This is a genomic window from Ramlibacter sp., from assembly GCF_050250995.1.
In the GTDB taxonomy this organism is placed as follows: Bacteria; Pseudomonadota; Gammaproteobacteria; order Burkholderiales; family Burkholderiaceae_C; genus Ramlibacter.
In genome coordinates this window covers 18053-39569 of record NZ_JBFWNP010000033.1, presented here as the reverse complement: position 1 = coordinate 39569, position 21517 = coordinate 18053, and the positions used below count along the sequence as shown (strand labels likewise).

Sequence of the window (21517 nt, the reverse complement as noted above, 5' to 3'; positions counted from 1 at the left end):
TCTAAATTCGGGGGATGCGGGTCTTCCATACGGATCAGTTCGTCCTGCCTCTGCCGCCGGGACATCGATTTCCCATGGGCAAGTACCGCCTGTTGCGCGACCGCCTCGCGGCCGAACTGCCCACGGTCATGCTGGAGGCGGCGCATCCCGCGTCCGATGGCGAGCTCGCGCTGGTCCACACGCCGGCCTACATCGCGGGCATTGCCGACGGCTCCGTCGACGCCAGGGTCATGCGCGAGATCGGCTTCCCGTGGAGCCTCGCCATGGCCGAGCGCGCGCGCCGCTCGGTCGGCGCCACCATCGCGGCGGCACGCACCGCATTCACGGAGGGTGTAGCCGGCAACATCGCGGGCGGCACGCACCACGCCTATGCGGACCGGGGCGGGGGCTTCTGCGTGTTCAACGATGCGGCCGTGGCGACGCGGCTGATGCAGGCGGAATGGTCGCGCACGCGCGCCAGGCCGCTGCGCGTCGCCATCGTCGACCTCGACGTTCACCAGGGCAACGGCACGGCGCACGTCTTTCGCGGCGACGATTCCGTTTTCACGCTCTCCCTGCACGGCGCGAAGAATTTTCCGTTCCGCAAGGAGGCGAGCGACCTCGACGTCGACCTGCCCGACGGTTGCGGCGACGACGAGTACCTTCACGCACTCGAGGTCGCGCTGGCCGAACTCGATGCGCGGTTCTCCCCCGGACTCGTCTTCTACCTCGCGGGCGCCGACCCCCACGAGGGCGACCGGCTCGGGCGGCTGAAGCTCACGTTCGACGGCCTGGAGGCGCGCGACCGCCGCGTGTTCGACTGGGCGTGGGAGCGCGGCGTGCCGCTCGCGTTCGCGATGGCCGGCGGCTACGGCGAACGGCTGGAGGACACGGTGCAGGCGCAGGTCAACACCTTCCGCGTCGCGGCCCGGTACGCGGCACGCTGGCACAATCGCGCGCGATGAGCGACGCCCGCCCCGAGCCCGAATCCCGCAGCGCCTACCGCGTCTTCCGCACCATCGGAACGCGATGGATGGACAACGACGTCTACGGCCACGTCAACAACGTCGTCTACTACAGCTGGTTCGACACGGCGGTGAATGCGCACCTCATCGAGCAGGGCGCGCTCGACATCCATGGCGGCGCGGTCATCGGCCTCGTCGTCGAAACCCGGTGCAACTACTTCGCGCCGCTCGCCTTCCCGCAGGATGTCGTGGCGGGCCTGCGTGTCGGGCGCGTGGGCAGTTCGAGCGTGCGCTACGAGGTCGGCCTCTTCGGCGCCGACGATACGCTGTGCGCCGCGAGCGGCCACTTCATCCACGTCTACGTGGACCGGCAGACCCGCCGTCCCGCGCCGCTTCCCGAAAAACTCAAGTCCGTGCTGGAGACACTGAAATGACGACGAGCCAGGTCGAAACCCAGGTGAGCGACGCCGCGAGCGTCGATGCCGCCATCGAAAGCCGCTTCTCCTGCCGCGCGTTCCTGCGCGACAAGCCGGTGCCGCGCGAGCTGATCGAGTCGCTGCTGAGGGTGGCGAGCCGCGCGCCTTCGGGCACCAACACGCAGCCGTGGAACGTGGTCGTGCTGCAAGGCGCGAGTCGCGACGAACTCTCGCGCAAGGTTTGCGCGGCGCACGACGAAGTGCAGGCGAACCCGGCGGCCGCGGCACGCTATCGAGAGGACTTCGACTATTACCCCGAGAAGTGGACCTCGCCCTTCATCGACCGCCGCCGCGAGAACGGCTGGGGCCTCTACGGCCTGCTGGGCATCCAGCGGGGCGAGAAGGAAAAAATGCATGCGCAGCACCAGCGCAACTACGAGTTCTTCGACGCGCCCGTGGGCCTCATGTTCAGCATCGACAAGGTGCTCGGCCGCGGCTCGCTGATGGACGCGGCGATGTTCATCCAGAACGTGATGGTGGCGGCACGCGGGCACGGCCTTCATACCTGCCCGCAGGCGGCGTGGCTGGATTACGGCACGATCGTGAAGGCGCATGCCGGCATCCCCGACAGCCAGTTGCTGCTCACGGGGATGTCGCTGGGCTACGCCGACCTCGCCGCGCCGGTGAACCGCTTCCACACGCCGCGCGAGCCGGTCGCGAACTTCACGCGCTGGCTCGAATAGGGCGCCGCCCGCGCTTCAGGGGCGCTGGCTCTTTTCCAGGCGGGCCTGCTTGCGGTGCTCGGCCCGTTCGGCAAGGGCTTCGCCCTTCGCCGATTTCCATTTCGTCTTCGCTTCTTCCTGGCACAGCGCCTTCGCGCCGTCACGAAGGTCGCCGCATTTCTCGACGGCGACCCGGAATTCGCCATCGGCCTTCATGCGCTGCGCCTTCTCCATGTTGTTCGGCGTCGGCCGGTACCGCGCCCGCAGATCCGCGCGCGCGATGTCGTAGTCGCGCCGTGCCTCGGCATCGCAGACGCGGACGCTGCCCTGCACGGACGTGCAACGGTCCTTCGCCGTGGCATAGGCCGCCTGGACGCGAGCCCGCTGCGCCTTGTATTCGGCCTGTGACATCGCGTTCGCATCCTGGGCCGCGAGCCAGGCGGCCGCCGCGAGGGCGAGGAGGACGGGGCCGTTCATTTCGACGTGTCCGGTTGCCGGCTCTCCCGGGCCTGTGCAGGCCGACCCGCCTCGTCCCGGGCGATGCCGTGGCGCTGCTGGATGCGGCCGAGCAGCTGGTCGCGTCGCCCCGCGATCACGTCGATGTCGTCATCGGTGAGCTTGCCCCAACGCTCGCGCAGCTTGCCCTTGAGCTGTTTCCAGCGGCCCTCGATGCGATCCTGGTTCATGGCGGCTGCCTCCAATGCCTCTACGGTAGGCGGCTCGCCGCTTCGGCGACATGCGGGCGCCGCGCAAGCTGGCGTAGGCCTGGGCCTACAGGCTCGACGGGGGGGCGGCGCACTCGGTATGCTCCACGCCGAGGAGACACGGCTTTGCGCAATCCACTACCTGCAACGGCCCTTGCGGCCGCGCTGTTCGCCTGCGTGCCCGCGCAGGCCGCGGAAATCGACGGCGCCCGGCTTGCCGCTTCCTGGGGGATTCCCTTCGCCGGGCTGCTTCTTTCCATCGCCCTCATGCCGCTGCTCGCGCCGCACTTCTGGCACCGCCATTTCGGCAAGGTCGCGGCGGCCTGGTCGATCGCCTTTCTCGCGCCATTCGCGCTCGCCTTCGGCGCGCCCCTCGCCGCGGCGAGCGTCGTGCATGCGCTCGTGGCCGAATACATCCCGTTCGTGATCCTGCTTGCGGCGCTTTTCGCGGTCTCGGGGGGTATCTTCATCCGCGGCAACCTCCACGGCAGCCCGGGCCTCAACACGGCCGTGCTCGCCATCGGCGCCGTGCTCGCGAGCTTCATGGGGACCACGGGCGCGTCGATGCTGCTGGTGCGCCCGCTCATCCGCGCGAATGACAACCGCCGGCACCGCGCGCACGTCTTCGTGTTCTTCATCTTCATCGTGTCCAACGCGGGCGGCTCGCTCACGCCGCTGGGCGACCCGCCGCTCTTCCTCGGCTTCCTCAAGGGCGTGGAGTTCTTCTGGACCGTGCGCCAGATCTTCCCCGAGACGCTGTTCCTGGTCGGCGCGCTGCTCGCGATCTTCTTCGCGCTGGATTCGTACTACTGGCATCGGCGCGAGGAACTGCTGCCGCGCGACCCGACGCCGGACACGCGCGGCATCGGCTTCGATGGCGCGCGCAATTTCTGGCTGCTCGGCGCGGTCGTCGCGCTGGTGCTGATGAGCGGGCTGTGGAAGTCGCCCATCGCCTTCGACGTCTTCGGAACGCCCGTCGGCTTGCCCGGGCTCGTGCGCGACGCGGGGCTCATCCTCGTGACCCTCGTGTCGCTGAAGGTCACGCCGCGGCGCGTGCATGAAACCAACCAGTTCGACTGGGCGCCGATGGCCGAGGTCGCGAAGCTGTTCGCGGGCATCTTCCTCACGATCATTCCCGTGATCGCGATGCTGCGCGCCGGGACGTCCGGCCCCTTCGGCCCCATCGTCGCCGCGGTGACGCGGCCCGACGGCAGCCCCGATCCGGCGATGTATTTCTGGGCGACGGGCGCGCTCAGCTCCTTTCTCGACAACGCGCCGACCTATCTGGTCTTCTTCAACACGGCCGGCGGCGACGCGGCCACGCTCATGACGACGCACGCGGCGACGCTCGCCGCGATTTCCGCGGGCGCGGTCTTCATGGGCGCGAACACCTATATCGGCAACGCGCCCAATCTGATGGTGAAGGCCGTCGCCGAGAGCCGCGGTGTCAAAATGCCGGGCTTCTTCGGCTACATGGCCTGGTCCGGCGCGGTGCTCGTTCCGCTGTTCGTGGCCATGACCTTCATCTGGTTCCGATGAACCCCACTTCCGGCAGTTCCATGAACAAACTCCCCATCCTCGTGACCCGCGCCGTCTTTCCCGAGACGCTCGAGCGGCTCGCCGCGCATTTCGAAGTCGAGTCCAATCAGGACGACGCGCAGTGGACGCGCGCCGAGCTGATCCAGCGCCTGCAGGGCAAGGCCGGCGTGTTCACGACCGGCACGCAGGCCATCGACGCCGAACTGCTGGCCGCGTGCCCGCAGCTGAGGATCTGCGCGAACATGGCCGTGGGCTTCAACAACTTCGACATCGCCGCGATGACGGCGCGGGGCGTGCTCGCGACCAACACGCCCGACGTGCTGACGCAGACCACGGCGGACTTCGGCTTCGCGCTGCTCATGGCGACCGCGCGCCGGGTGACGGAGAGCGAGCATTTCCTGCGCTCCGGCCAATGGGACCGCTGGCGCTACGACATGTTCGCGGGCACCGAGGTGCATGGCAGCACGCTCGGCATCCTGGGGATGGGCCGCATCGGGCAGGGCATCGCGAAGCGCGGCGCGCACGGCTTCGGCATGAAGGTGATCTATCACAACCGCTCGCGGCTGGAAGCATCGCTCGAAGCCGAATGCAAGGCGACCTGGGTGGGCAAGGAGGAACTCCTGCGCACGGCCGACCACGTGGTGCTCGTGCTGCCCTACACGCCGCAGTCGCATCACACCATCGGCGAGGCGGAGCTCGCCTCGATGAAGCCGACCGCGACGCTCGTCAACATCGCGCGCGGCGGCATCGTGGACGACGCGGCGCTGGCCCGCGCGCTGCGCGAGCGGCGCATCGCGGCCGCCGGACTCGACGTGTACGAGGGCGAGCCGAAGGTGCATCCGGATCTGCTGACGGTTCCGAACGTCGTGCTGACGCCGCACATCGCGAGCGCGACGATGCCCACGCGCCTGGCGATGGCGAACCTCGCCGCGGACAACCTGATCGGCTTCCTCGTCCACGGCAAGCCGCTCACGCCGCTGAATCCGCAGGTGCTGGGCAAGGCGGCGGCTTGATCGACGCCGGGGTCGCCCTCGCGCTGGCGGGTGTGCTCGCCGCGGCGAACCTCGTCGTCCTGGTCGTGCTGCTGGTGCGCCGCCCCGCCGCCGCATCGCAGGATGCGATGCGCGTCGAACTGCTGGCGGCCAGCGAACGGCTCGAGCGCGAGCTGCGGCGCGAGATCAGCGAGTCCTCGCGCGGCGCGCGGACCGAACTCACGCACACGCTGGCGACCTTTCAGGAGGCCATCGTCAAGCAGGGCGCCGAGGCCACGCGCACGCAGAACGCGCAGATCGATGCCTTCGCGCAGCAGCTGACCCTGCTGCACAGGACCATCGCCGAGCAGCTGCAGCAATTGTCCGAATCGAACGCGCGCCGCATCGCCGAGGTGCGAGGCACGCTCGAAGCGCAGCTCGCCATCCTGCAGCAGACCAACGCCGCGAAGCTGGAGGAGATGCGCAGGACGGTCGACGAGAAGCTGCAGTCGACGCTCGAGCAGCGGCTGGGCGAAAGCTTCCGGCAGGTCGCCGAGCGGCTGGAGCAAGTCCACCAGGGCCTCGGCCAGATGCAGAAACTGGCGGACGGCGTGGGCGACCTGCAGCGCGTGCTGACCAACGTCAAGACGCGCGGCATGTTCGGCGAGGTGCAGCTCGAAGCGCTGCTCGAACAGGTGCTGACCGTGGAGCAGTACGCGAAGCAGGTGGAGACGCGCCCGCGCAGCAACCAGCGCGTCGACTTCGCGATCCGCTTTCCCGGCCGCAGCGCCGAGGGCGCGCCGGTGTGGCTGCCCATCGACGCGAAATTTCCGCGCGAGGACTACGAGCGGCTGGTCGACGCGCACGAGCGCGCGGACCAGGCCGCGGCCGACAGCGCGGGCCGCGCGCTCGAAGCGCGCATCCGCCATGAAGCCCGCACGATCCGCGAGAGCTACCTGAGCCCGCCGCATACCACCGACTTCGCCATCCTCTTCCTGCCCATCGAGAGCCTCTATGCCGAGGTGCTGCGCCGGCCGGGGCTCATGGACCAGCTGCAGCGCGACCACCGCGTCACGCTCGCCGGCCCCACGACGCTGCTCGCCATGCTGAACAGCCTGCACATGGGCTTCCGCACGCTCGCGCTGGAACAGCAGGCCTCCGAGGTGTGGAAGGTGCTGGGCGCGGTCAAGACCGAGTTCGAGCGCTATGGCGAATGGGTCGCGCGCATCCGCGAGCAGGTCCACAAGGCGTCCGACACCATCGACCGCGCCGACACGCGGACCCGGCAGATGCGGCGCGCGCTCAAGGCGGTCGAGGCGCTGCCCGAGACGCAATCCCGGTCCCTGCTGCCGCAGGCCGACGAAACGGAAGTCCCCGGTGACGACGCAGAAAACTGAAGGCGGCATGTCCCGCGAGCTGATCCTGCTGATCGCGGGACAGTCGCTGACCCATGCCTGCATGGCCGGCATGCGCCTGGCCGCGCCGCTGCAGGCGCTGCGGCAGGGCTACAGCGAAGTGGCCGTGGGCGTGCTGATCGCGCTCTTCGCGCTGACGCAGGTCTTCCTCGCCCTGCCGTCGGGGCGCTACGCGGACCGCCACGGCCTCAAGCGTCCGGTTCGCTACGCCGTCATCGCCGCGGCGGCGGGCGCGGGACTCGCTGCGATCTGGCCCATCTTTCCCGTCCTGTGCGTGAGTGCGCTGCTCACGGGCGGGGCGACGGGTTCGTCGGTCATCGCACTGCAACGGCATGCGGGGCGCGCCGCGCAGACGCCGACGCAGCTCAAGCAGGTGTTCTCGTGGCTGGCCATCGGCCCGGCGTTCTCGAATTTCTTCGGCCCCTTCATCGCCGGCCTGCTGATCGACGGCGCCGGTTTTCGCGCCGCTTTCCTGGCGATGGCGCTGCTGCCGATCGCCACCTGGCTCGCGATGCGCCGTGCCACGGAGTTGCCCCCGGTCATCCAGCCGCCGGGCGAGCGACGGCCGCGCGCATGGGACCTGTTGCGCGACACCACCTTCCGCCGCGTGCTCCTCGTCAACTGGTTCCTGTCGTCCTGCTGGGACGTGCATACCTTCGTGGTGCCCGTGCTGGGGCACGAGCGCGGATTTTCCGCCTCGGTGATCGGCACGCTGCTGGGCGCGTTCGCCATCGCCGCGGGACTGATCCGCGTCGTGTTGCCGATGGTCGCGGCCTTCCTGCGCGAATGGGCGCTGATCTTCGGCGCGATGATCGCCACGGGCGTGCTGCTGGGCATCTACCCGCTCCTGCAGACGCCGCTCGCGATGGGCCTGTGCTCCGTGCTGCTCGGCGTCGCCCTCGGCTGCGTCCAGCCGATGGTGATGAGCATGCTGCACCAGATCACGCCCGAGCACCGCCACGGCGAGGCCGTCGGCCTGCGCATGATGGTGATCCAGGCGTCGAGCGTGACCATGCCGCTGCTGTTCGGCGCGGCGGGCGCCGCCGTCGGCGTGGCGGGCGTGTTCTGGGCGGTGGGGGTGTGGGTGCTCGGCGGCTCGCGGGTCGCCTGGCTGCTCAGAGACGATAGAAAGTCCTGATCGCGGTCCACGCATCCTCGGGCGCGTCGGCGAAGGTGAACAGCGCCAGGTCGTCGGGCGAGATCACGCCCTCTTCGACGAGCAGGTCGAAATCGATCAGCCGCTTCCAGTATTCGGCGCCGAACAGCACGATGGGCACCTGCTTCGCCTTGCGCGTCTGCACGAGCGTGATGACCTCGAAGAGCTCGTCGAGCGTGCCGAAGCCGCCGGGGAAAGCCACGAGCGCCTTCGCGCGCATCATGAAGTGCATCTTGCGCAGCGCGAAGTAGTGGAAGCGGAACGAGAGCGCCGGCGTCACATAGTGGTTCGGCGCCTCCTCCATCGGCAGCGCGATCGCGAGGCCGACGCTCATGCCGTCGCCTTCGTGCGAGCCGCGATTGGCGGCCTCCATGATGCCCGGGCCGCCGCCCGTGCAAACGAAGAGCTTGTCGCGCGGCTCCTTGCCGTCGCTGTACTCGGCGACGATCCGGCCGAAGGTGCGCGCCTTCTCGTAGTAATGCGAGTTGCGCGCGAGCGCGCGGGCGCGGCGGATCTGCGCTTCGTCGCCCGCCGTCTCCGCCGCGTTCACGAGCGCGGCGGCTTCCTCGGCGCTACGGAAGCGGGCGCTGCCGAACACCACGATGGTGTTTTCGATGCCGTGGGCGGCCTGTTCGAGGTCGGGCTTGAGCAGCTCGAGCTGGAAGCGGATGCCGCGCGTCTCGCGGCGCAGCAGGAACTCGGGGTCGGCGAATGCGAGGCGGCTGGCGTCGGGGTCGAGCGGCAATCCGCCGTGCGAATGCGCCGTGAGCGTGGCCCATGCATCCGAGAGGCGGCGGTCGTGAATGTTGCGCGTGGAAGACATCGCGCGATTGTCGCCCCAACGGGGTCTCCGTTATCCTCCACCGAAAGTCGAACGCAGGAAACGAATTCCTTGGCCGAACCGCAGTATCACGTCATCCTGGGAGACAGGCAGGTCGGACCCTACGACCGCCGCACGATCGTCGGCATGCGCATCAAGGACACGCTCGCGAGCTTCGATGTGCTCGTGGACGACCAGGGGGCGCGTCTCGCCGTGTCGGACCTGCTGAGGATGCACCCGTCCGATCCCGCGTTCCAGGCCGCGCGCAGCGGCAGCTTCTCGCTCGTCCAGGCCACGTTCTCCAGCGCATTGCTCGGCCTGCGCGGCCGCGGCCTGGCCATTCCGCGGTTCCGCGGCGAGGTCGAAACGCGCGTGCAGACCGACGTGCTGCGGCTCGCGGGACGCTTCCGGCGGGTCTTCGGCTGGCGCGAGGACCGCGTGAAGATTCCGCTGCGCTCGATCCGGCACCGGCGCGTGCACGGCTCGGCGGTGGAGTTGTGGCTGCACGCAGATGGCGACGATGCGCAGGACTGCCAGCGGCTCGCGCTCGACTTCTTTTCGCCGGAACTGGCGGCGGATTTCGTGAAGTGGCTGCCGGAGGCGACGCCCTGGCCCGAACCCCAGAGCCGGCCCGTGCCGCTTCAGCCCGCCGCCGCGAGCACGCGCACGGTCTGGATCGCGATCGCCGGGACGGCGGTCACGATCATGGTCGTGTTCACCGTGCTGCTGTCGCGGCGGGTACTCTGAGGCGAGCTACAGCGAGATCGCCAGCGCCAGCGGCACGAACACGACCGCGAGCGCATTGCCCAGCAGGATCATCGCCGCCACGCGCTCGGGCTCCTGCTCGTAGCGCTCGGCCAGCAGGAACTGCATCACGGCCGGCGGCAGCGCCGCGAACAGCAGCAACTGCGCGCGCGCCGCGCCTTCGAGTCCGAGGGCCCACGCCAGCGGCAGGCCGACCGCGAGTCCGATGACCGGCCGCGCGAATGCGCCGAGCAGCCCGCGCGGAATGTCTTCCCGCTTCAGCATCGTGAGGCGCGCGCCGAGCGAGAACAGCATGAGCGGCAGCATCGCGTCGCCGAGCATCTTCATGCCCGTGAAAACCACGTCGGGCGGCCGCACGCCGATCGCGGCGCTCGCGAAGCCGAGCGCGCTCGCGATCATCATCGGGCTCAGCAGCAGCTCTCGCGTGGAGGCGTGCGCGCTCGTGATGCGCGCGCCGAGCGAGAAATGGATGATGTTGCTGATGGAAAAAAGCGCCACCGCTGCGCCGAAACCGGCGGGGCCGAATGCGAGCAGTGCCAGAGGCAGGCCCATGTTGCCGGAGTTGGAGAACATCACCACCGGCACGAGCGTGCGGGGGTCGGTGCGGGTCGCGCGCGACAGGCCCCAGGCCAGCACGCCCGCGAACAGCGTGAGGAGCGCGCCGCCCACGAGCAGGGTGCCGTGCTCGGCGATGCGGAACTCCCGGGAAGCGAGGCCGGTATAGACGAGCAGCGGCGTGAGCACGTCCAGCACGACGCGGTTGAAGCCGCGCAGGTCGGGCTGCGCGCGCCGGCAATAGAGGAAGCCCAGCGCCACGATCAGGAAGACCGGGATGATGACCTGCGCGATGCGCCAGAGCAGCTCCATCAGCGTTGTCCTTCCAGCCAGCGCAGCAGCGGTTCGCGCGCCGGCGCGAGGCCCTTGTACGCGAGCACGTCCTCGCTCATCGAGGCAAGCGAGTCGTGCAGGCGAGCGGCCTTCTCGCGCGTGTCGACGGCCTCGGCAAGCGGCTGCAGCATGACGCGGATCGTGAACACGGCCTGACGCGTGCCCCGTCCCACCGGGAAGAAGGCCTGGCGCTCCGCGCGGAGATGGCAGCGAGCGGCGAAGGCTTTCGCGTCATCGGCCGCAGGCCAGGGCTCGCGGGCGTGCCGGCGGGGGTGCTGGTCGTAGCGGCCCGAGGGCGTGACGGTCCAGACGAAGCGCTCGAACTCGTCGCCGCTCGTGGCCAGCCGCACCAGCTGGCGCGACGCGGCGAGCAGCGTCGCGTTGTCCGCCACGGGCGCATGCACGGCCGCGAACGGCAGACCGATCTTTTCTTCCGGCGCCCAGTGTGAGGGCACGCACACGCACAGCCAGGGCAGGGTGGTGTCGGCGCCGTCGAGCACCGCGAAGTCTTCCTCGAACGCGAGTTCGAGCGGCCCGTCGTAGGGGTGGACGTCGTGGATGGCTTCGAGCGCGGGCGCCGCATCGAACCCCGGCACGGCGAGCCGCGATGCGCCCGCCTCCAGCACGCGCTGCTTCTCGGCGCGCAGCGCGCTCGCCGGCGCCAGCGGCGTGAGCCGCGCCGCGCCGCGCGCGAGCTTGCGCAGCCCCGGCTGCATGCGAAACGGTACGGCGATGTGCGCGAAGTCGAAATCCATCGAGCGGAAAAGAAAAAGGGCTCCCTGGGGAGCCCTTTCGGCAAGCTCCCTGCGGAGCCCGGATTGTGCCGCCTGCCCGACTCGGCTTCTCAGACGCGGCGGCGGTATTCGCCGGTGCGGGTGTCGATTTCGATCTTGTCGCCCTGCGCCACGAAGATCGGCACGCCGACTTCGAAGTCGGTCGCGATCTTGGCGGGCTTGAGCACCTTGCCCGAGGTGTCGCCCTTGACCGCCGGCTCCGTCCAGGTGATCACGCGCTCGACGCTGGTGGGCAGCTCCACGGAGATGGCCTTGCCTTCGTAGAACACGACCTCGGCGGGCATGCCCTCTTCGAGGTAGTTGAGCGCGTCGCCCATGTTCTCCTTCTCGACCTCGTACTGGTTGTACTCGCCGTCCATCCAGACGTACATGGGGTCGGCGAAGTAGGAGTACGTGCAGTCCTTCTTCTCCAGGATGATCTGGTCCATTTTGTCGTCGGCCTTGAAGACGACTTCGGTGCCCTGGTTGTTCAGCAGGCTCTTGAGCTTCATGCGCACGGTGGCGGCGTTGCGGCCGCCGCGCGAATATTCCGTCTTCAGCACGACCCAGGGGTTGCCGCCGTTCATGATGACGTTGCCGGCGCGGATTTCTTGAGCGATTTTCATAAGCGTGTCAGTCGAGGAGAGCCGCTAGGGGGTTGGCGTCACCGGCGGCAGGTGGGGCGCAGGTCGCGAAGCTCGGTCTTGGCTCCTGCGCAAAGCCCTAGATTCTACCCCGATCCGCGAACCGTAGGAGAGCGCCCGCGAGTTCGGGCAGCGCGAGCGCGCGGTCCCGCGCCGCCTGTGCCGCCTGTGCGGCGTCCTGCCAGGCCGGTGGATCGAAGTCCGGCAATTCCGCACCGGGAGCGCCGTTCCACGCCAGGAACAGGTCGCGCAGCGCCGGGGGCGGCTGCAGCCAGTCGAGGAAGGCTCGGAGCTTGGCGAAATGCGCGCCGTCGTCCTGGGGGTAGAGCTGCCAGGCGAAGGGCCGGCCGGCCCACAGCGCGCGAACGAGCGAGTCCTCGCCGCGGACGAAGTTGAAATCGCACGTCCACAGGAGTTCGTCGTAGCTCCGCTGGCTGAGCAGCGGCAGCCACTCTGCGATGAGTTGTCCCCCTGCGTTCCAGCCGGGTTCGAGCGCGTCCAGTCGCGCGATGGCGGCGCGAGCGGCGGCGTGCGCGCGTCCGGCCGTGACGAGCAGGCGGGTGCTCACGGAGGCGCCGGCGAGTTGCCGCAGCAGGCCGTCGAGCACGGCGGGCTCGTAGCAGAAGAGGCTCACGCGGCGCTCGTCGCTCGAAGGGCGGACAAAGGCCGCCTGGCGCGCGGCCAGATCCTGCTCGCGCAGCAGGCCGCCAGTGCGCGGCGTGAAGCCGGGGTAGAAGAAGAACTTGTCGAGGCCGTCCCGCACGGGAGAGCGCAGGCCGTGGCTGCGTTCGACGTAGGGCTCGGCGCTGAGGTATTCGAGATTGATCCACGTCGAGCCGCGCCCGGCCATGGCGTGGATGAAATCGCCGGGGAGTTCGCAGCCGAAGGCTTCGATGACGACATCGCCTGGGGTTTCAACGCGGACGCCCTGGATTCCCGCCTTCGCGGGAATGACGGTGACGGCGGGGTGGCCTTTGGGCGCCATCCAGGCCAGCGCCGAGTCATCGTCGATCCACAGCCGCACCGCATGGCCGCGTTCGCCCAGTTCGCGGCACAGGCGCCAGCAGACCCCCACGTCGCCGTGGTTGTCGATCACGCGGCAAAAAACATCGAACAACATGCCTCCCGATAATAGGGTGGACATGTCCGGCCATTCCGACGAACTCCTCGCCCAGGTGGCGGCGCTGCCCGCGCTGCCCGGCGTCTACCGCTACTACGACGCCGAAGGCGGCGTGCTCTACGTGGGGAAGGCGCGCAACCTGAAAAAGCGCGTCTCCAGCTACTTCCAGAAGAACCACGGTGGCACGCGCATCGGGCACATGATCGGCAAGATCGCGCGGCTCGAAACGACGGCGGTGCGCTCCGAAGCCGAGGCGCTGCTGCTCGAGAACAACCTCATCAAGACGCTCGCGCCGCGCTACAACATCCTGTTTCGCGACGACAAGAGCTACCCCTACCTCAAGATCACGGGCACGGCGGGCACTGCGGACAAGGCGGGCGCCGACGCCGCCCGCAAGGCCGCCGGGGCCGCCGACTTCCCGCGCGTCGCCTACTACCGCGGCGCGGTGGACCGCAAGCACCGCTACTTCGGCCCGTACCCGAGCGCGTGGGCGGTGAAGGAATCCATCCAGCTGCTGCAGAAGGTGTTCCGCCTGCGCACGTGCGAGGACACCGTGTTCGCCAACCGCACGCGGCCGTGCCTGCTGTACCAGATCAAGCGCTGCTCGGGCCCCTGCGTGAACCTCGTCGCGCCCGCGGACTACCGGCACGACGTGGCGAATGCGGAAGCGTTCCTCAACGGGCAGACGCAGCAGGTGCTCTCGACGCTGGAGCGGCGAATGATGGCGCACGCGGAGAAGCTCGAATTCGAGCAGGCGGCGGAACTCCGCAATCAGGTGAGCGCCTTGTCGAAGGTGCTGCACCAGCAGTCGGTGGAGACGGATTCGGACAAGGACGTCGACATCCTCGCGGTGCGCGTGCAGGGCGGCAAGGCCTGCGTCAACCTCGCCATGGTGCGCGGCGGGCGGCACCTGGGCGACCGCGCGTACTTCCCGAGCCATGTCGAGGACGCGACGGCAATGCAGGAGTTCGACGATGCCGTGGACGCGGCGACGGCGCAGCCGGTCGAGGTGCAGGTGCTCGAGGCGTTCATCGCGCAGCACTACATCGGCGTGCCCGTGCCGCCCGCGCTCATCACGAGCCAACCGGTCGCGCGGGAACTCGTCGCGGCGCTGTCGCAGCAGGCGGGCGTGAAGATCGCCGCCGTCCACAACCCGCGCGAGCAGCGGCGTCTCTGGCTCGAGATGGCGCAGAAGAACGCCGGGCTGCAGCTCGCGCGCCTGCTGGCCGAGGAGGGCTCGCAGCAGGCGCGCACGCGCGCGCTCGTCGAAGCGCTCGATCTCGCGCCCGACGACCTCGATGCCTTCCGCGTGGAGTGCTTCGACATCTCGCACACGGCGGGCGAGGCGACGCAGGCCTCGTGCGTGGTCTACCAGGGCCACCGGATGGTCAACCGCGAGTACCGCCGCTTCAACATCGACGGCATCACGCCCGGCGACGACTATGCGGCGATGCGCCAGGTGCTCGCGCGGCGCTATGCGCGGCTCGCGCAGGCGGGACCGGACACGCCGGATGCGACGCCGCCGGACAGCGTGGAGGCGGGGGATGCGGCCGAAGCCTTGGCGGCGGAGGGTGCATCGTCGGAGGAGCCGCCGCTCGCCGATGCTGTGGAAGCCCTGGATTCCCGCCTTCGCGGGAATGACGTGGAGGCGTCGGGCGCGAAGAAGAAGCGCGCCACGTCCGGCGGCGCCGAGCGCCTGCCCGACCTCGTGCTCGTCGACGGCGGCAAGGGGCAGGTGAGCATGGCCCGCGAGGTGTTCGCGGAACTGGGGCTCGACCTGTCCGTGATCGTCGGCGTGGAGAAGGGCGAAGGCCGCAAGGTCGGCCTGGAGGAACTCGTCTTCGCCGACGGGCGCGAGAAGGTGTATCTCGGTCGCGACTCCGCCGCGCTGATGCTCGTCGCGCAGATCCGCGACGAGGCGCACCGGTTCGCGATCACGGGCATGCGCGCGCGCCGGGCGAAGGTGCGCGTGGGCGGCAGCCGGCTGGAGGAGATCGCGGGCATCGGCGCGAAGAAGCGGGCCCGCCTGCTGCAGCGATTCGGCGGCGTGCGGGGCGTCGCGGCGGCGAGCGTGGAAGACATCGCGACCGTCGAAGGCGTGTCGCGCGAACTGGCCGAAGAAATCTACCGCGCGCTGCACTGATCGGACATTCATGCAGAATCCCCCCAGATGACTGTCCCCACGCCCGTCGCTTCGCGTACCACGCCGCCCCCCGCGGGTGTTCCAGCCGCCTGGGCGCGGCACGGCGGCGGCTGATGTTCTTCACCATCCCCACCATCCTCACCTGGACGCGCATCGTCGCGATTCCGCTGCTCGTGGGGATTTTCTACATCGGCTTGCCGCTCGAGTTGCAGAACACCGTGGCGACCGTCATGTTCGTCGTGTTCGCGCTCACCGACTGGCTCGACGGCTTTCTGGCCCGCAAGCTGAACCAGGCGTCGTCGTTCGGCGCCTTCCTCGACCCCGTCGCCGACAAGTTCCTCGTCTGCGCGTCGCTGCTCGTGCTCGTCCATCTCAAGCGCGCCGACGTCTTCGTCGCGCTCATCATCATCGGCCGCGAGATCGCCATCTCGGCGCTGCGCGAATGGATGGCGCAGATCGGCGCGTCCAAGAGCGTCGCCGTCCACATGCTGGGCAAGGTGAAGACGACGGTGCAGATGATCGCCATCCCCTTCCTGCTGTACGACGGCGTGCTCTTCGGCGCCATCGACACCGGCGAGTGGGGCACCGTGCTCATCTGGGTGTCGGCCATCCTCACGGTGTGGTCGATGATCTACTACCTGCGCAAGGCGCTGCCCGAGATCCGCAAGCGGGTGGTGAAGTAGTGGCCTCCGGGGACCGCGATGCGCAGGCCGCGCAGGATGCGCTGCTGCGCGCCATGCCGGCGGTGTTCGTGCTGATCTGGAGCACGGGCTTCATCGTCGCGCGCTTCGGCATGCCGTATTCGCCGCCCATGAAGTTCCTGGCGTGGCGCTACGCCTTGTCCGTCCTGTGCTTCGGGGCGTGGATCGTGCTGGCGCGCGTGAAGCTGCCGCGCGACCGCGTGCAGATCGGCCACCTTGCGGTCATCGGCATCCTCATGCACGCGGGCTATCTCGGCGGCGTCTGGGCCGCGGTGAAGGCCGGCATGGGCGCGGGGCTTGCCGCGTTGCTGGTCGGCCTGCAGCCCGTGCTGACGGCGATCTGGATCTCGTCGCGCGGCGGCGCGGTGACCCCGCGCCAGTGGCTCGGCCTGGCGCTGGGCCTCGCGGGCCTCGTGCTCGTGGTGTGGCAGAAGCTCGGCCTGGGCGAGGTCACGGCTTTCAATTTCTCGCTCGCCGCGGGGGCGCTCGTCGCCATCACGTCGGGCACGCTCTACCAGAAGCGCTACCTCGCCCCCTGCGACGTGCGCGCGGCAAGCCTCGTGCAGCTGCTCGCCGCCTTCGCCGTCACGCTGCCGCTCGCCTTGCTCGAAGCCGAGCCGATGCGGCTCACGGGCCAGCTCGCGGGCGCGATGGCGTGGTCCGTGCTCGCGCTCACGCTCGGCGCGAGCTCGCTGCTGTACCTGCTCATCCAGCGCGGCGCCGCCACCAGCGTCACCGCGCTCATGTACCTCGTGCCGCCCTCGACCGCAACGATGGCGTGGCTGCTCTTCGGCGAGCCGCTCACGCCGCTCATCCTGGGCGGCATGGCGCTCACCGCGGTCGGCGTGAGCGTGGTCGTGCGTGCGGCCCGCACGGAAGGCACGTGAGCCGCGTGGTGCAGAATCATTCCGACGATCGAAGGTTCGCCCGATCGCGCATTTCATTTCCCGAGGAGCAGACATGAGCAAGAAGCGCATCGCAGTCATCGCCGGCGACGGCATCGGCAAGGAAGTCATGCCCGAAGGCGTGCGCGTCATGGATGCGGCCGCGCGCAAGTTCGGCATCGACCTCGCGTTCGACCACTTCGATTTCTCGAGCTGGGACTACTTCGAGAAGCACGGCAAGATGATGCCGGACGACTGGAAGGACCAGGTGGGCGGCCACGATGCGCTGTACTTCGGCGCGGTGGGCTGGCCCGAGAAGATCGCCGATCACACCTCGCTGTGGGCTTCGCTGCTGCTGTTCCGCCGCGAATTCGACCAGTACGTGAACCTGCGCCCCGCGCGCCTGATGCCCGGCATCGTCGCGCCCGTCGTCCGCAAGGACGGCAGCCGCCGCGAGCCCGGCGAGATCGACATGTACATCGTGCGCGAGAACACCGAGGGCGAATACTCCGCCGTCGGCGGCCGCATGTACCCCGGCACCGAGCGTGAGATCGTCATGCAGGAGACGATCATGTCGCGCATCGGCGTGGACCGCGTGCTCAAGTTCGCCTTCGAGCTCGCGCAGAGCCGGCCCAAGAAGCACCTGACGAGCGCGACCAAGTCCAACGGCATCGCGATCACCATGCCCTACTGGGACGAGCGCGTGGCCGAAATGGGCAAGGCGTATCCGGGCGTGAAGCTCGACAAGTTCCACATCGACATCCTCACCGCGCACTTCGTGCAGCGGCCCGACTTCTTCGACGTCGTCGTCGCGAGCAACCTCTTCGGCGACATCCTGAGCGACCTGGGTCCGGCCTGCACGGGAACGATCGGCATCGCGCCAAGTGCGAACCTCAACCCCGACCGCAAGTTTCCTTCGCTCTTCGAGCCGGTGCATGGTTCGGCGCCGGACATCTACGGCATGCAGATCGCCAACCCCATCGGGCAGATCTGGTGCGGCGCGATGATGCTCGAGTTCCTGGGGCACAAGGAGGCGCACGATGCGATCCTCTCCACCATCGAGAAGGTCCTGCAGCCCGGCAGCGGCGCGCCGCGCACGCCCGACATCGGGGGAACGGCGAAGACCTCCGACCTCGGCAAGGCCATCGCCGACGCCCTTTGAACCCTGCCGTGACGACTGCTTACCGCGGGAAATTCCGCGTTCGCGCGGTCCCGATGCGCCGGTCGTATTGACACGGTTTGCGGCGCTCGCTCTAATCGGTCGGCAGTGGCCCGTGCGGCCAAACACGTGTCTCCCGCATCCCGGCTCCGGCGCCTTGCGCCCCCCTCGGATTCGGGAGACAAAAATTTTTTCGGACGAACAGAAACTTCAATCCACACTCTCCACGAGGGGCCCTTGTGAACAAGACCGAACTCATCGAGCACATCGCCACGCACGCCGACATTTCCAAAGCCGCCGCCACCCGCGCGCTCGAATCCATGGTCGGCGCCATCAAGACCACGCTGAAGAAAGGCGGGTCGGTTTCGCTCGTGGGCTTCGGGACCTTCGCGGTGGGGAAGCGGGCCGCGCGCAGCGGCCGCAATCCGCGGACCGGCGCAGCGATTAAAATCAAGGCTGCCAAGGTGCCCAAGTTCCGTCCCGGCAAGGCGCTCAAGGATGCGCTGAACTGAAGGCGGTCGCCCGGTGGGGTGCTTAGCTCAGCTGGCAGAGCGGCGCCTTTACACGGCGTAGGTCGGCGGTTCGATCCCGTCAGCACCCACCAAACGAACGAAGGCGAACCCCGGTTCGCCTTTTTGTTTTTCCTGTCGACAAAGCGAGTCTTCGAGCATGTTTGATTTCGTCCGCAAGCACACCCGGGTGATGCAGTTCATGCTGTTCATCCTCATCGTGCCCTCGTTCGTGCTGTTCGGCCTGGAGGGCTACAACCGCTTCCAGGAGAAGGGCGCCGACGCCGGCAAGGTGGACGGCCGCGCGATCACGCAGGCCGAGTGGGACAACGCGCACCGCAACGAGACCGAGCGCATCCGCCGCCAGGTTCCCAACATCGATGCGAAGCTGCTCGACTCCCCGGAAGCGAAGTACGCATCGCTCGAGCGCCTGGTCCACGAGCGCGTGATCGCCTCCGCCGCGCACCACTCGAAGCTCGTCACCAGCGACCAGCGCCTCGCGCGCGAGCTCGAGCAGGACCAGCTGATCGCGTCGCTGCGCGGCCCCGACGGCAAGCTCGACATGGCGCGTTATCGCCAGCTCGTGAGCTCGCAGGGCATGACGCCGGAGCAGTACGAGAACCAGATCCGTGCCGACATCTCTGGCCGGCAGGTGCTCGCCGGCCTGCAGGCCACCGCCATGCCGAGCGCCGCGCCCGCGTCCGTGGCGCTCGGCGCCTACTTCGAAAAGCGCGAAGTGCAGGTCGCGCGCTTCAACACGCACGAGTTCGCCGCCAAGGTGAATCCGACCGATGCCGAGCTCGAAGCCTTCTACAAGACGAACCCGCAGCTGTTCCAGCAGCCGGAGCAGGCGAGCATCGAGTACGTGGTGCTCGACCTCGACGCGGTGTCGAAGACGGTCGCGGTCAACGAGCAGGACCTCAAGACCTACTACGAGCAGAACGCGTCGCGGCTCGCAGGCAAGGAGGAGCGTCGCGCAAGCCACATCCTCGTCGCGGCGCCCAAGACCGCCCCGGCCGCCGAGCGCGAGAAGGCGAAGGCCAAGGCGCAGCAGCTGCTGGCCGAGGTGAAGAAGAATCCCGCGAGCTTCGCCGACGTCGCGAAGAAGAATTCGCAGGACCCGGGCTCGGCCGCGCGCGGCGGCGACCTCGACTGGTTCCAGCGCGGCGCGATGACGGGCCCGTTCGACGATGCCGTGTTCGCGATGAAGAAGGGCGAGATCGGCGAAGTGGTCGAGACCGACTTCGGCTACCACATCATCCAGCTCACCGACCTCAAGGCCCAGCAGGCGCCCACGTTCGAGCAGATGCGCCCGCAGCTCGAGGCCGAGCTGAAGAAGCAGCAGGCGCAGCGCAAGTACGCCGAAGCCGCGGAGACGTTCAGCAACGGCGTCTACGAGCAGGCCGACACGCTTAAGCCGGTGGCCGACAAGCTGAAGCTCGAGGTCCGCAAGGCCGACAACGTGACGCGCCAGGGCGCGGGGGACGCCAAGGGCCCGCTCGCCAGTTCGAAGTTCCTCACGGCCCTCTTCACGCCCGACAGCGTCGAGAAGAAGCGCAATACCGAGGCGATGGAATTCGGGCCGAGCCAGATGGTGTCGGGCCGCATCGTGCAGTACACGCTGGCGCGCGCCAAGCCTTTTGCCGAAGTGAAGGCGCAGGTGCGCGAGCAGGTCGTCGCGCAGCGCGCCGCCGAGCTCGCGAAGAAGGAAGGCCAGGAGAAACTCGCCGCCTGGAAGGCCGCCCCGGCCAGCGCGAATGCGGCCTTGACGCCTGCCGTGGTCGTGTCGCGCATCAGCGACCAGAAGCTGCCGCGCCAGGTGGTCGAAGCGGCGCTGCGCGCCGACACGAGCACGGTGCCGGCGTTCGTCGGCGTGGACATGGGCGCCGAGGGCTATGCCGTCGTGAAGGTGAACAAGGGCCTGCCCCGCGACGCATCGCCGCCGCCGCAGGCACAGCAGGAGGTGCAGCAGTACGCGAACGCGTGGACCGCGGCCGAGACGCTGGCCTACTTCAACCTGCTGAAGGAGCGCTACAAGGTGCAGCTGACGGCGCCGAAGCCCGCGGAGGGGGCGGCCACCACGCAGTGAAGGCGGCCCCGCTATAATCGAGGGCTCTACGGTGGCTGTAGCTCAGTTGGTAGAGTCCCAGATTGTGATTCTGGTCGTCGTGGGTTCGAGTCCCATCAGCCACCCCATTTAGCAAAAGCAAAGGCCCGCATTCGCGGGCCTTTGCTTTTGCCAATGGGGTTCCCCCCAGACTTCGGAACCCCCTCTCCCCGGCCCTCTCCCCCGAGGGGGAGAGGGTGGAAGGCACGGCGCGCGCTCGGCTGCGCCTTCGGGGGGCGAACGAGATGAACGTATGTTGCTTTGGAGCACGCGCGTTACCAGCATGCAGTTCGGAACGGCATCGATCCTGCCGATGCTCTCTGATTATTGCACCTCGTGCTATGGCCCCGTAGAATATGACCCATACCAAGCGCGTCTTCAAGTCGCGATCCTTCGATCGTTGGGCCCGCGGAATCCTGTCGGATGCGATGCTCTGTACCGCGGCCGGCGAGGTCATGGCAGGGCAGTTCGAAGCTGACCTCGGTGGTGGTCTGTGCAAGAAGCGTATCGCGACTGCCGGAAGGGGCAAGAGCGGCGGGACAAGGACGCTGATCGCGAAGAGGCACAAGGGGGCTATCTTCTTCATCGCCGGACGGCAAAAGGGGGATCCGGGAACGGACTTCTCGGAAAAGCAGGAAGCGGCGGCGAGGTTGATCGCGAAGGGTTTGCAGGCGGCCAGCGAGCAGAAACTTGTCGATCTGCTAGTGGATGGTTCGATCAAGGAGATTTGCACATGACGTCGAAGACAAACTCACGATCCGGGTCGGCCGAGGATCGCATCCTGCTGGAGATGATGGAGACTGCGGCCGACTTGAACCGCCATGGCTTGCTCACCAAGGATGACATGGCCGAGATGAGCGCGCTATGCGCGGCCCCTCCCGTTTATACGCCGCGGAACGTCGCCGACATCCGCATCAAAAAGGCGCGAATGAGCCAGTCGGTATTCGCGAGCGCGCTAAACGTCACCGTCTCAGCTGTCCAGAAGTGGGAGTCGCCCGCCTCGGGAAAACGCCCGACGGGAGCGGCGGCTCGGCTTCTGCAGGTGATCGAGAAAAAAGGGATCGAGGCTCTGTTCAGGTAGGCTGTCGAAGCCGAACTCGCGATGCCGGCCTGCTCAAGTCACGGGTGGCCACGAAC

At 68.4% G+C, this 21517-nt stretch carries 22 protein-coding genes, 2 tRNA genes and 1 pseudogene; 18 read left to right on the top strand and 7 right to left on the bottom strand.

Translation table 11 applies throughout. The annotated features are described in order from the left end of the window. Nucleotides 1-14 precede the first annotated feature (14 nt). Genes AB7E83_RS19190 through AB7E83_RS19180 form a run of 3 tightly spaced genes read left to right on the top strand, consistent with a single transcriptional unit; the run spans nucleotide 15 to nucleotide 2103 of the window. Nucleotides 15-944, top strand: a complete 930-nt coding sequence (locus AB7E83_RS19190; protein WP_428572325.1) for a histone deacetylase family protein — start codon at nucleotides 15-17, stop codon at nucleotides 942-944. Continuing rightward, nucleotides 941-1378 (top strand): acyl-CoA thioesterase, encoded by a 438-nt coding sequence (locus tag AB7E83_RS19185; RefSeq protein WP_428572323.1) that lies wholly within the window; start codon nucleotides 941-943, stop codon nucleotides 1376-1378. Before AB7E83_RS19190 ends, AB7E83_RS19185 begins: the two co-directional genes overlap by 4 nt. Further along, a complete protein-coding gene (locus AB7E83_RS19180) occupies nucleotides 1375-2103 on the top strand; it encodes a nitroreductase (protein ID WP_428572321.1) in 729 nt (242 codons plus the stop codon). Before AB7E83_RS19185 ends, AB7E83_RS19180 begins: the two co-directional genes overlap by 4 nt. A gap of 15 nt (nucleotides 2104-2118) precedes the next feature. On the opposite strand, the gene AB7E83_RS19175 is transcribed toward AB7E83_RS19180, so the two are convergent. Beyond that, nucleotides 2119-2559, bottom strand: a complete 441-nt coding sequence (locus AB7E83_RS19175) for a hypothetical protein (protein WP_428572319.1) — start codon at nucleotides 2557-2559, stop codon at nucleotides 2119-2121. Next, nucleotides 2556-2768, bottom strand: a complete 213-nt coding sequence (locus AB7E83_RS19170; RefSeq protein ID WP_428572317.1) for a CsbD family protein — start codon at nucleotides 2766-2768, stop codon at nucleotides 2556-2558. Before AB7E83_RS19170 ends, AB7E83_RS19175 begins: the two co-directional genes overlap by 4 nt. A gap of 144 nt (nucleotides 2769-2912) precedes the next feature. On the opposite strand from AB7E83_RS19170, the gene AB7E83_RS19165 reads away from it, so the two are divergent. From AB7E83_RS19165 to AB7E83_RS19150, 4 genes are read left to right on the top strand one after another with little or no spacing between them, the layout of a single operon-like run. After that, nucleotides 2913-4325, top strand: a complete 1413-nt coding sequence (locus AB7E83_RS19165) for a sodium:proton antiporter (protein WP_428572315.1) — start codon at nucleotides 2913-2915, stop codon at nucleotides 4323-4325. A 20-nt stretch (nucleotides 4326-4345) separates the two neighbouring features. Continuing rightward, entirely contained in the window at nucleotides 4346-5338 is a 993-nt protein-coding gene (locus AB7E83_RS19160) for a 2-hydroxyacid dehydrogenase (RefSeq protein ID WP_428572313.1), read from the top strand. Beyond that, complete coding sequence (locus AB7E83_RS19155; protein ID WP_428572364.1) at nucleotides 5338-6693, top strand: DNA recombination protein RmuC; 1356 nt, start codon at nucleotides 5338-5340, stop codon at nucleotides 6691-6693. The genes AB7E83_RS19160 and AB7E83_RS19155 overlap by 1 nt, the downstream gene beginning before the upstream one ends. Nucleotides 6694-6700: 7 nt before the next feature. Then, nucleotides 6701-7849, top strand: coding sequence for an MFS transporter (locus AB7E83_RS19150; RefSeq protein ID WP_428572312.1), 1149 nt, complete (start codon nucleotides 6701-6703; stop codon nucleotides 7847-7849). Here AB7E83_RS19150 and AB7E83_RS19145 read toward each other — a convergent pair. After that, nucleotides 7827-8690: a TIGR00730 family Rossman fold protein gene (locus tag AB7E83_RS19145; RefSeq protein ID WP_428572310.1), complete on the bottom strand. Its 864-nt coding sequence runs from the start codon at nucleotides 8688-8690 to the stop codon at nucleotides 7827-7829. The genes AB7E83_RS19150 and AB7E83_RS19145 overlap by 23 nt on opposite strands. Before the next feature lie 69 nt (nucleotides 8691-8759). Between AB7E83_RS19145 and AB7E83_RS19140 the strand changes: the two genes are divergently transcribed. Then, the gene (locus tag AB7E83_RS19140; RefSeq protein ID WP_428572308.1) at nucleotides 8760-9434 is read left to right on the top strand and encodes a hypothetical protein; all 675 of its coding nucleotides are present in this window, start codon (nucleotides 8760-8762) and stop codon (nucleotides 9432-9434) included. A 6-nt stretch (nucleotides 9435-9440) separates the two neighbouring features. Here AB7E83_RS19140 and AB7E83_RS19135 read toward each other — a convergent pair whose 3' ends face one another. From AB7E83_RS19135 to earP, 4 genes are all read right to left on the bottom strand, one after another. Further along, on the bottom strand, nucleotides 9441-10319 hold the full coding sequence (locus AB7E83_RS19135) for an AEC family transporter (protein WP_428572306.1): 879 nt from the start codon (nucleotides 10317-10319) through the stop codon (nucleotides 9441-9443). Next, nucleotides 10319-11095: a heme-dependent oxidative N-demethylase subunit alpha family protein gene (locus AB7E83_RS19130; RefSeq protein WP_428572304.1), complete on the bottom strand. Its 777-nt coding sequence runs from the start codon at nucleotides 11093-11095 to the stop codon at nucleotides 10319-10321. The genes AB7E83_RS19135 and AB7E83_RS19130 overlap by 1 nt, the downstream gene beginning before the upstream one ends. 89 nt (nucleotides 11096-11184) lie before the next feature. Then, nucleotides 11185-11739 (bottom strand): elongation factor P, encoded by a 555-nt coding sequence (gene efp, locus AB7E83_RS19125; protein WP_428572302.1) that lies wholly within the window; start codon nucleotides 11737-11739, stop codon nucleotides 11185-11187. A gap of 97 nt (nucleotides 11740-11836) precedes the next feature. Then, a complete protein-coding gene (earP, locus tag AB7E83_RS19120) occupies nucleotides 11837-12877 on the bottom strand; it encodes an elongation factor P maturation arginine rhamnosyltransferase EarP (protein ID WP_428572300.1) in 1041 nt (346 codons plus the stop codon). Between the two features lie 22 nt (nucleotides 12878-12899). Here earP and uvrC point away from each other — a divergent pair, with 22 nt between their 5' ends. The 10 genes and pseudogenes from uvrC (at nucleotide 12900) to AB7E83_RS19070 (ending at nucleotide 21461) form a co-directional block, all read left to right on the top strand. After that, a complete protein-coding gene (gene uvrC / locus AB7E83_RS19115) occupies nucleotides 12900-15020 on the top strand; it encodes an excinuclease ABC subunit UvrC (protein ID WP_428572299.1) in 2121 nt (706 codons plus the stop codon). A 113-nt stretch (nucleotides 15021-15133) separates the two neighbouring features. Continuing rightward, the gene (gene pgsA, locus AB7E83_RS19110; protein WP_428572297.1) at nucleotides 15134-15703 is read left to right on the top strand and encodes a CDP-diacylglycerol--glycerol-3-phosphate 3-phosphatidyltransferase; all 570 of its coding nucleotides are present in this window, start codon (nucleotides 15134-15136) and stop codon (nucleotides 15701-15703) included. 53 nt (nucleotides 15704-15756) lie between these two features. Further along, nucleotides 15757-16608, top strand: a complete 852-nt coding sequence (locus AB7E83_RS19105; RefSeq protein WP_428572362.1) for a DMT family transporter — start codon at nucleotides 15757-15759, stop codon at nucleotides 16606-16608. 73 nt (nucleotides 16609-16681) lie between these two features. Continuing rightward, nucleotides 16682-17767 carry a tartrate dehydrogenase gene (locus AB7E83_RS19100; protein WP_428572296.1) on the top strand — a complete coding sequence of 362 codons (1086 nt, stop codon included), beginning with the start codon at nucleotides 16682-16684 and terminating at the stop codon, nucleotides 17765-17767. A gap of 224 nt (nucleotides 17768-17991) precedes the next feature. Beyond that, nucleotides 17992-18276: pseudogene (locus tag AB7E83_RS19095) on the top strand (HU family DNA-binding protein); the annotation flags it as partial. A 16-nt stretch (nucleotides 18277-18292) separates the two neighbouring features. Next, nucleotides 18293-18368: transfer RNA gene (locus tag AB7E83_RS19090), tRNA-Val, on the top strand. Between the two features lie 65 nt (nucleotides 18369-18433). Beyond that, nucleotides 18434-20362 (top strand): SurA N-terminal domain-containing protein, encoded by a 1929-nt coding sequence (locus AB7E83_RS19085; protein ID WP_428572294.1) that lies wholly within the window; start codon nucleotides 18434-18436, stop codon nucleotides 20360-20362. 31 nt (nucleotides 20363-20393) lie between these two features. Then, a tRNA-His gene (locus tag AB7E83_RS19080) sits at nucleotides 20394-20469 on the top strand. Between the two features lie 267 nt (nucleotides 20470-20736). Next, nucleotides 20737-21117 carry a type II toxin-antitoxin system RelE/ParE family toxin gene (locus AB7E83_RS19075; protein WP_428572293.1) on the top strand — a complete coding sequence of 127 codons (381 nt, stop codon included), beginning with the start codon at nucleotides 20737-20739 and terminating at the stop codon, nucleotides 21115-21117. After that, nucleotides 21114-21461, top strand: coding sequence for a helix-turn-helix domain-containing protein (locus AB7E83_RS19070; protein ID WP_428572291.1), 348 nt, complete (start codon nucleotides 21114-21116; stop codon nucleotides 21459-21461). The genes AB7E83_RS19075 and AB7E83_RS19070 overlap by 4 nt, the downstream gene beginning before the upstream one ends. Nucleotides 21462-21517: the final 56 nt, after the last annotated feature.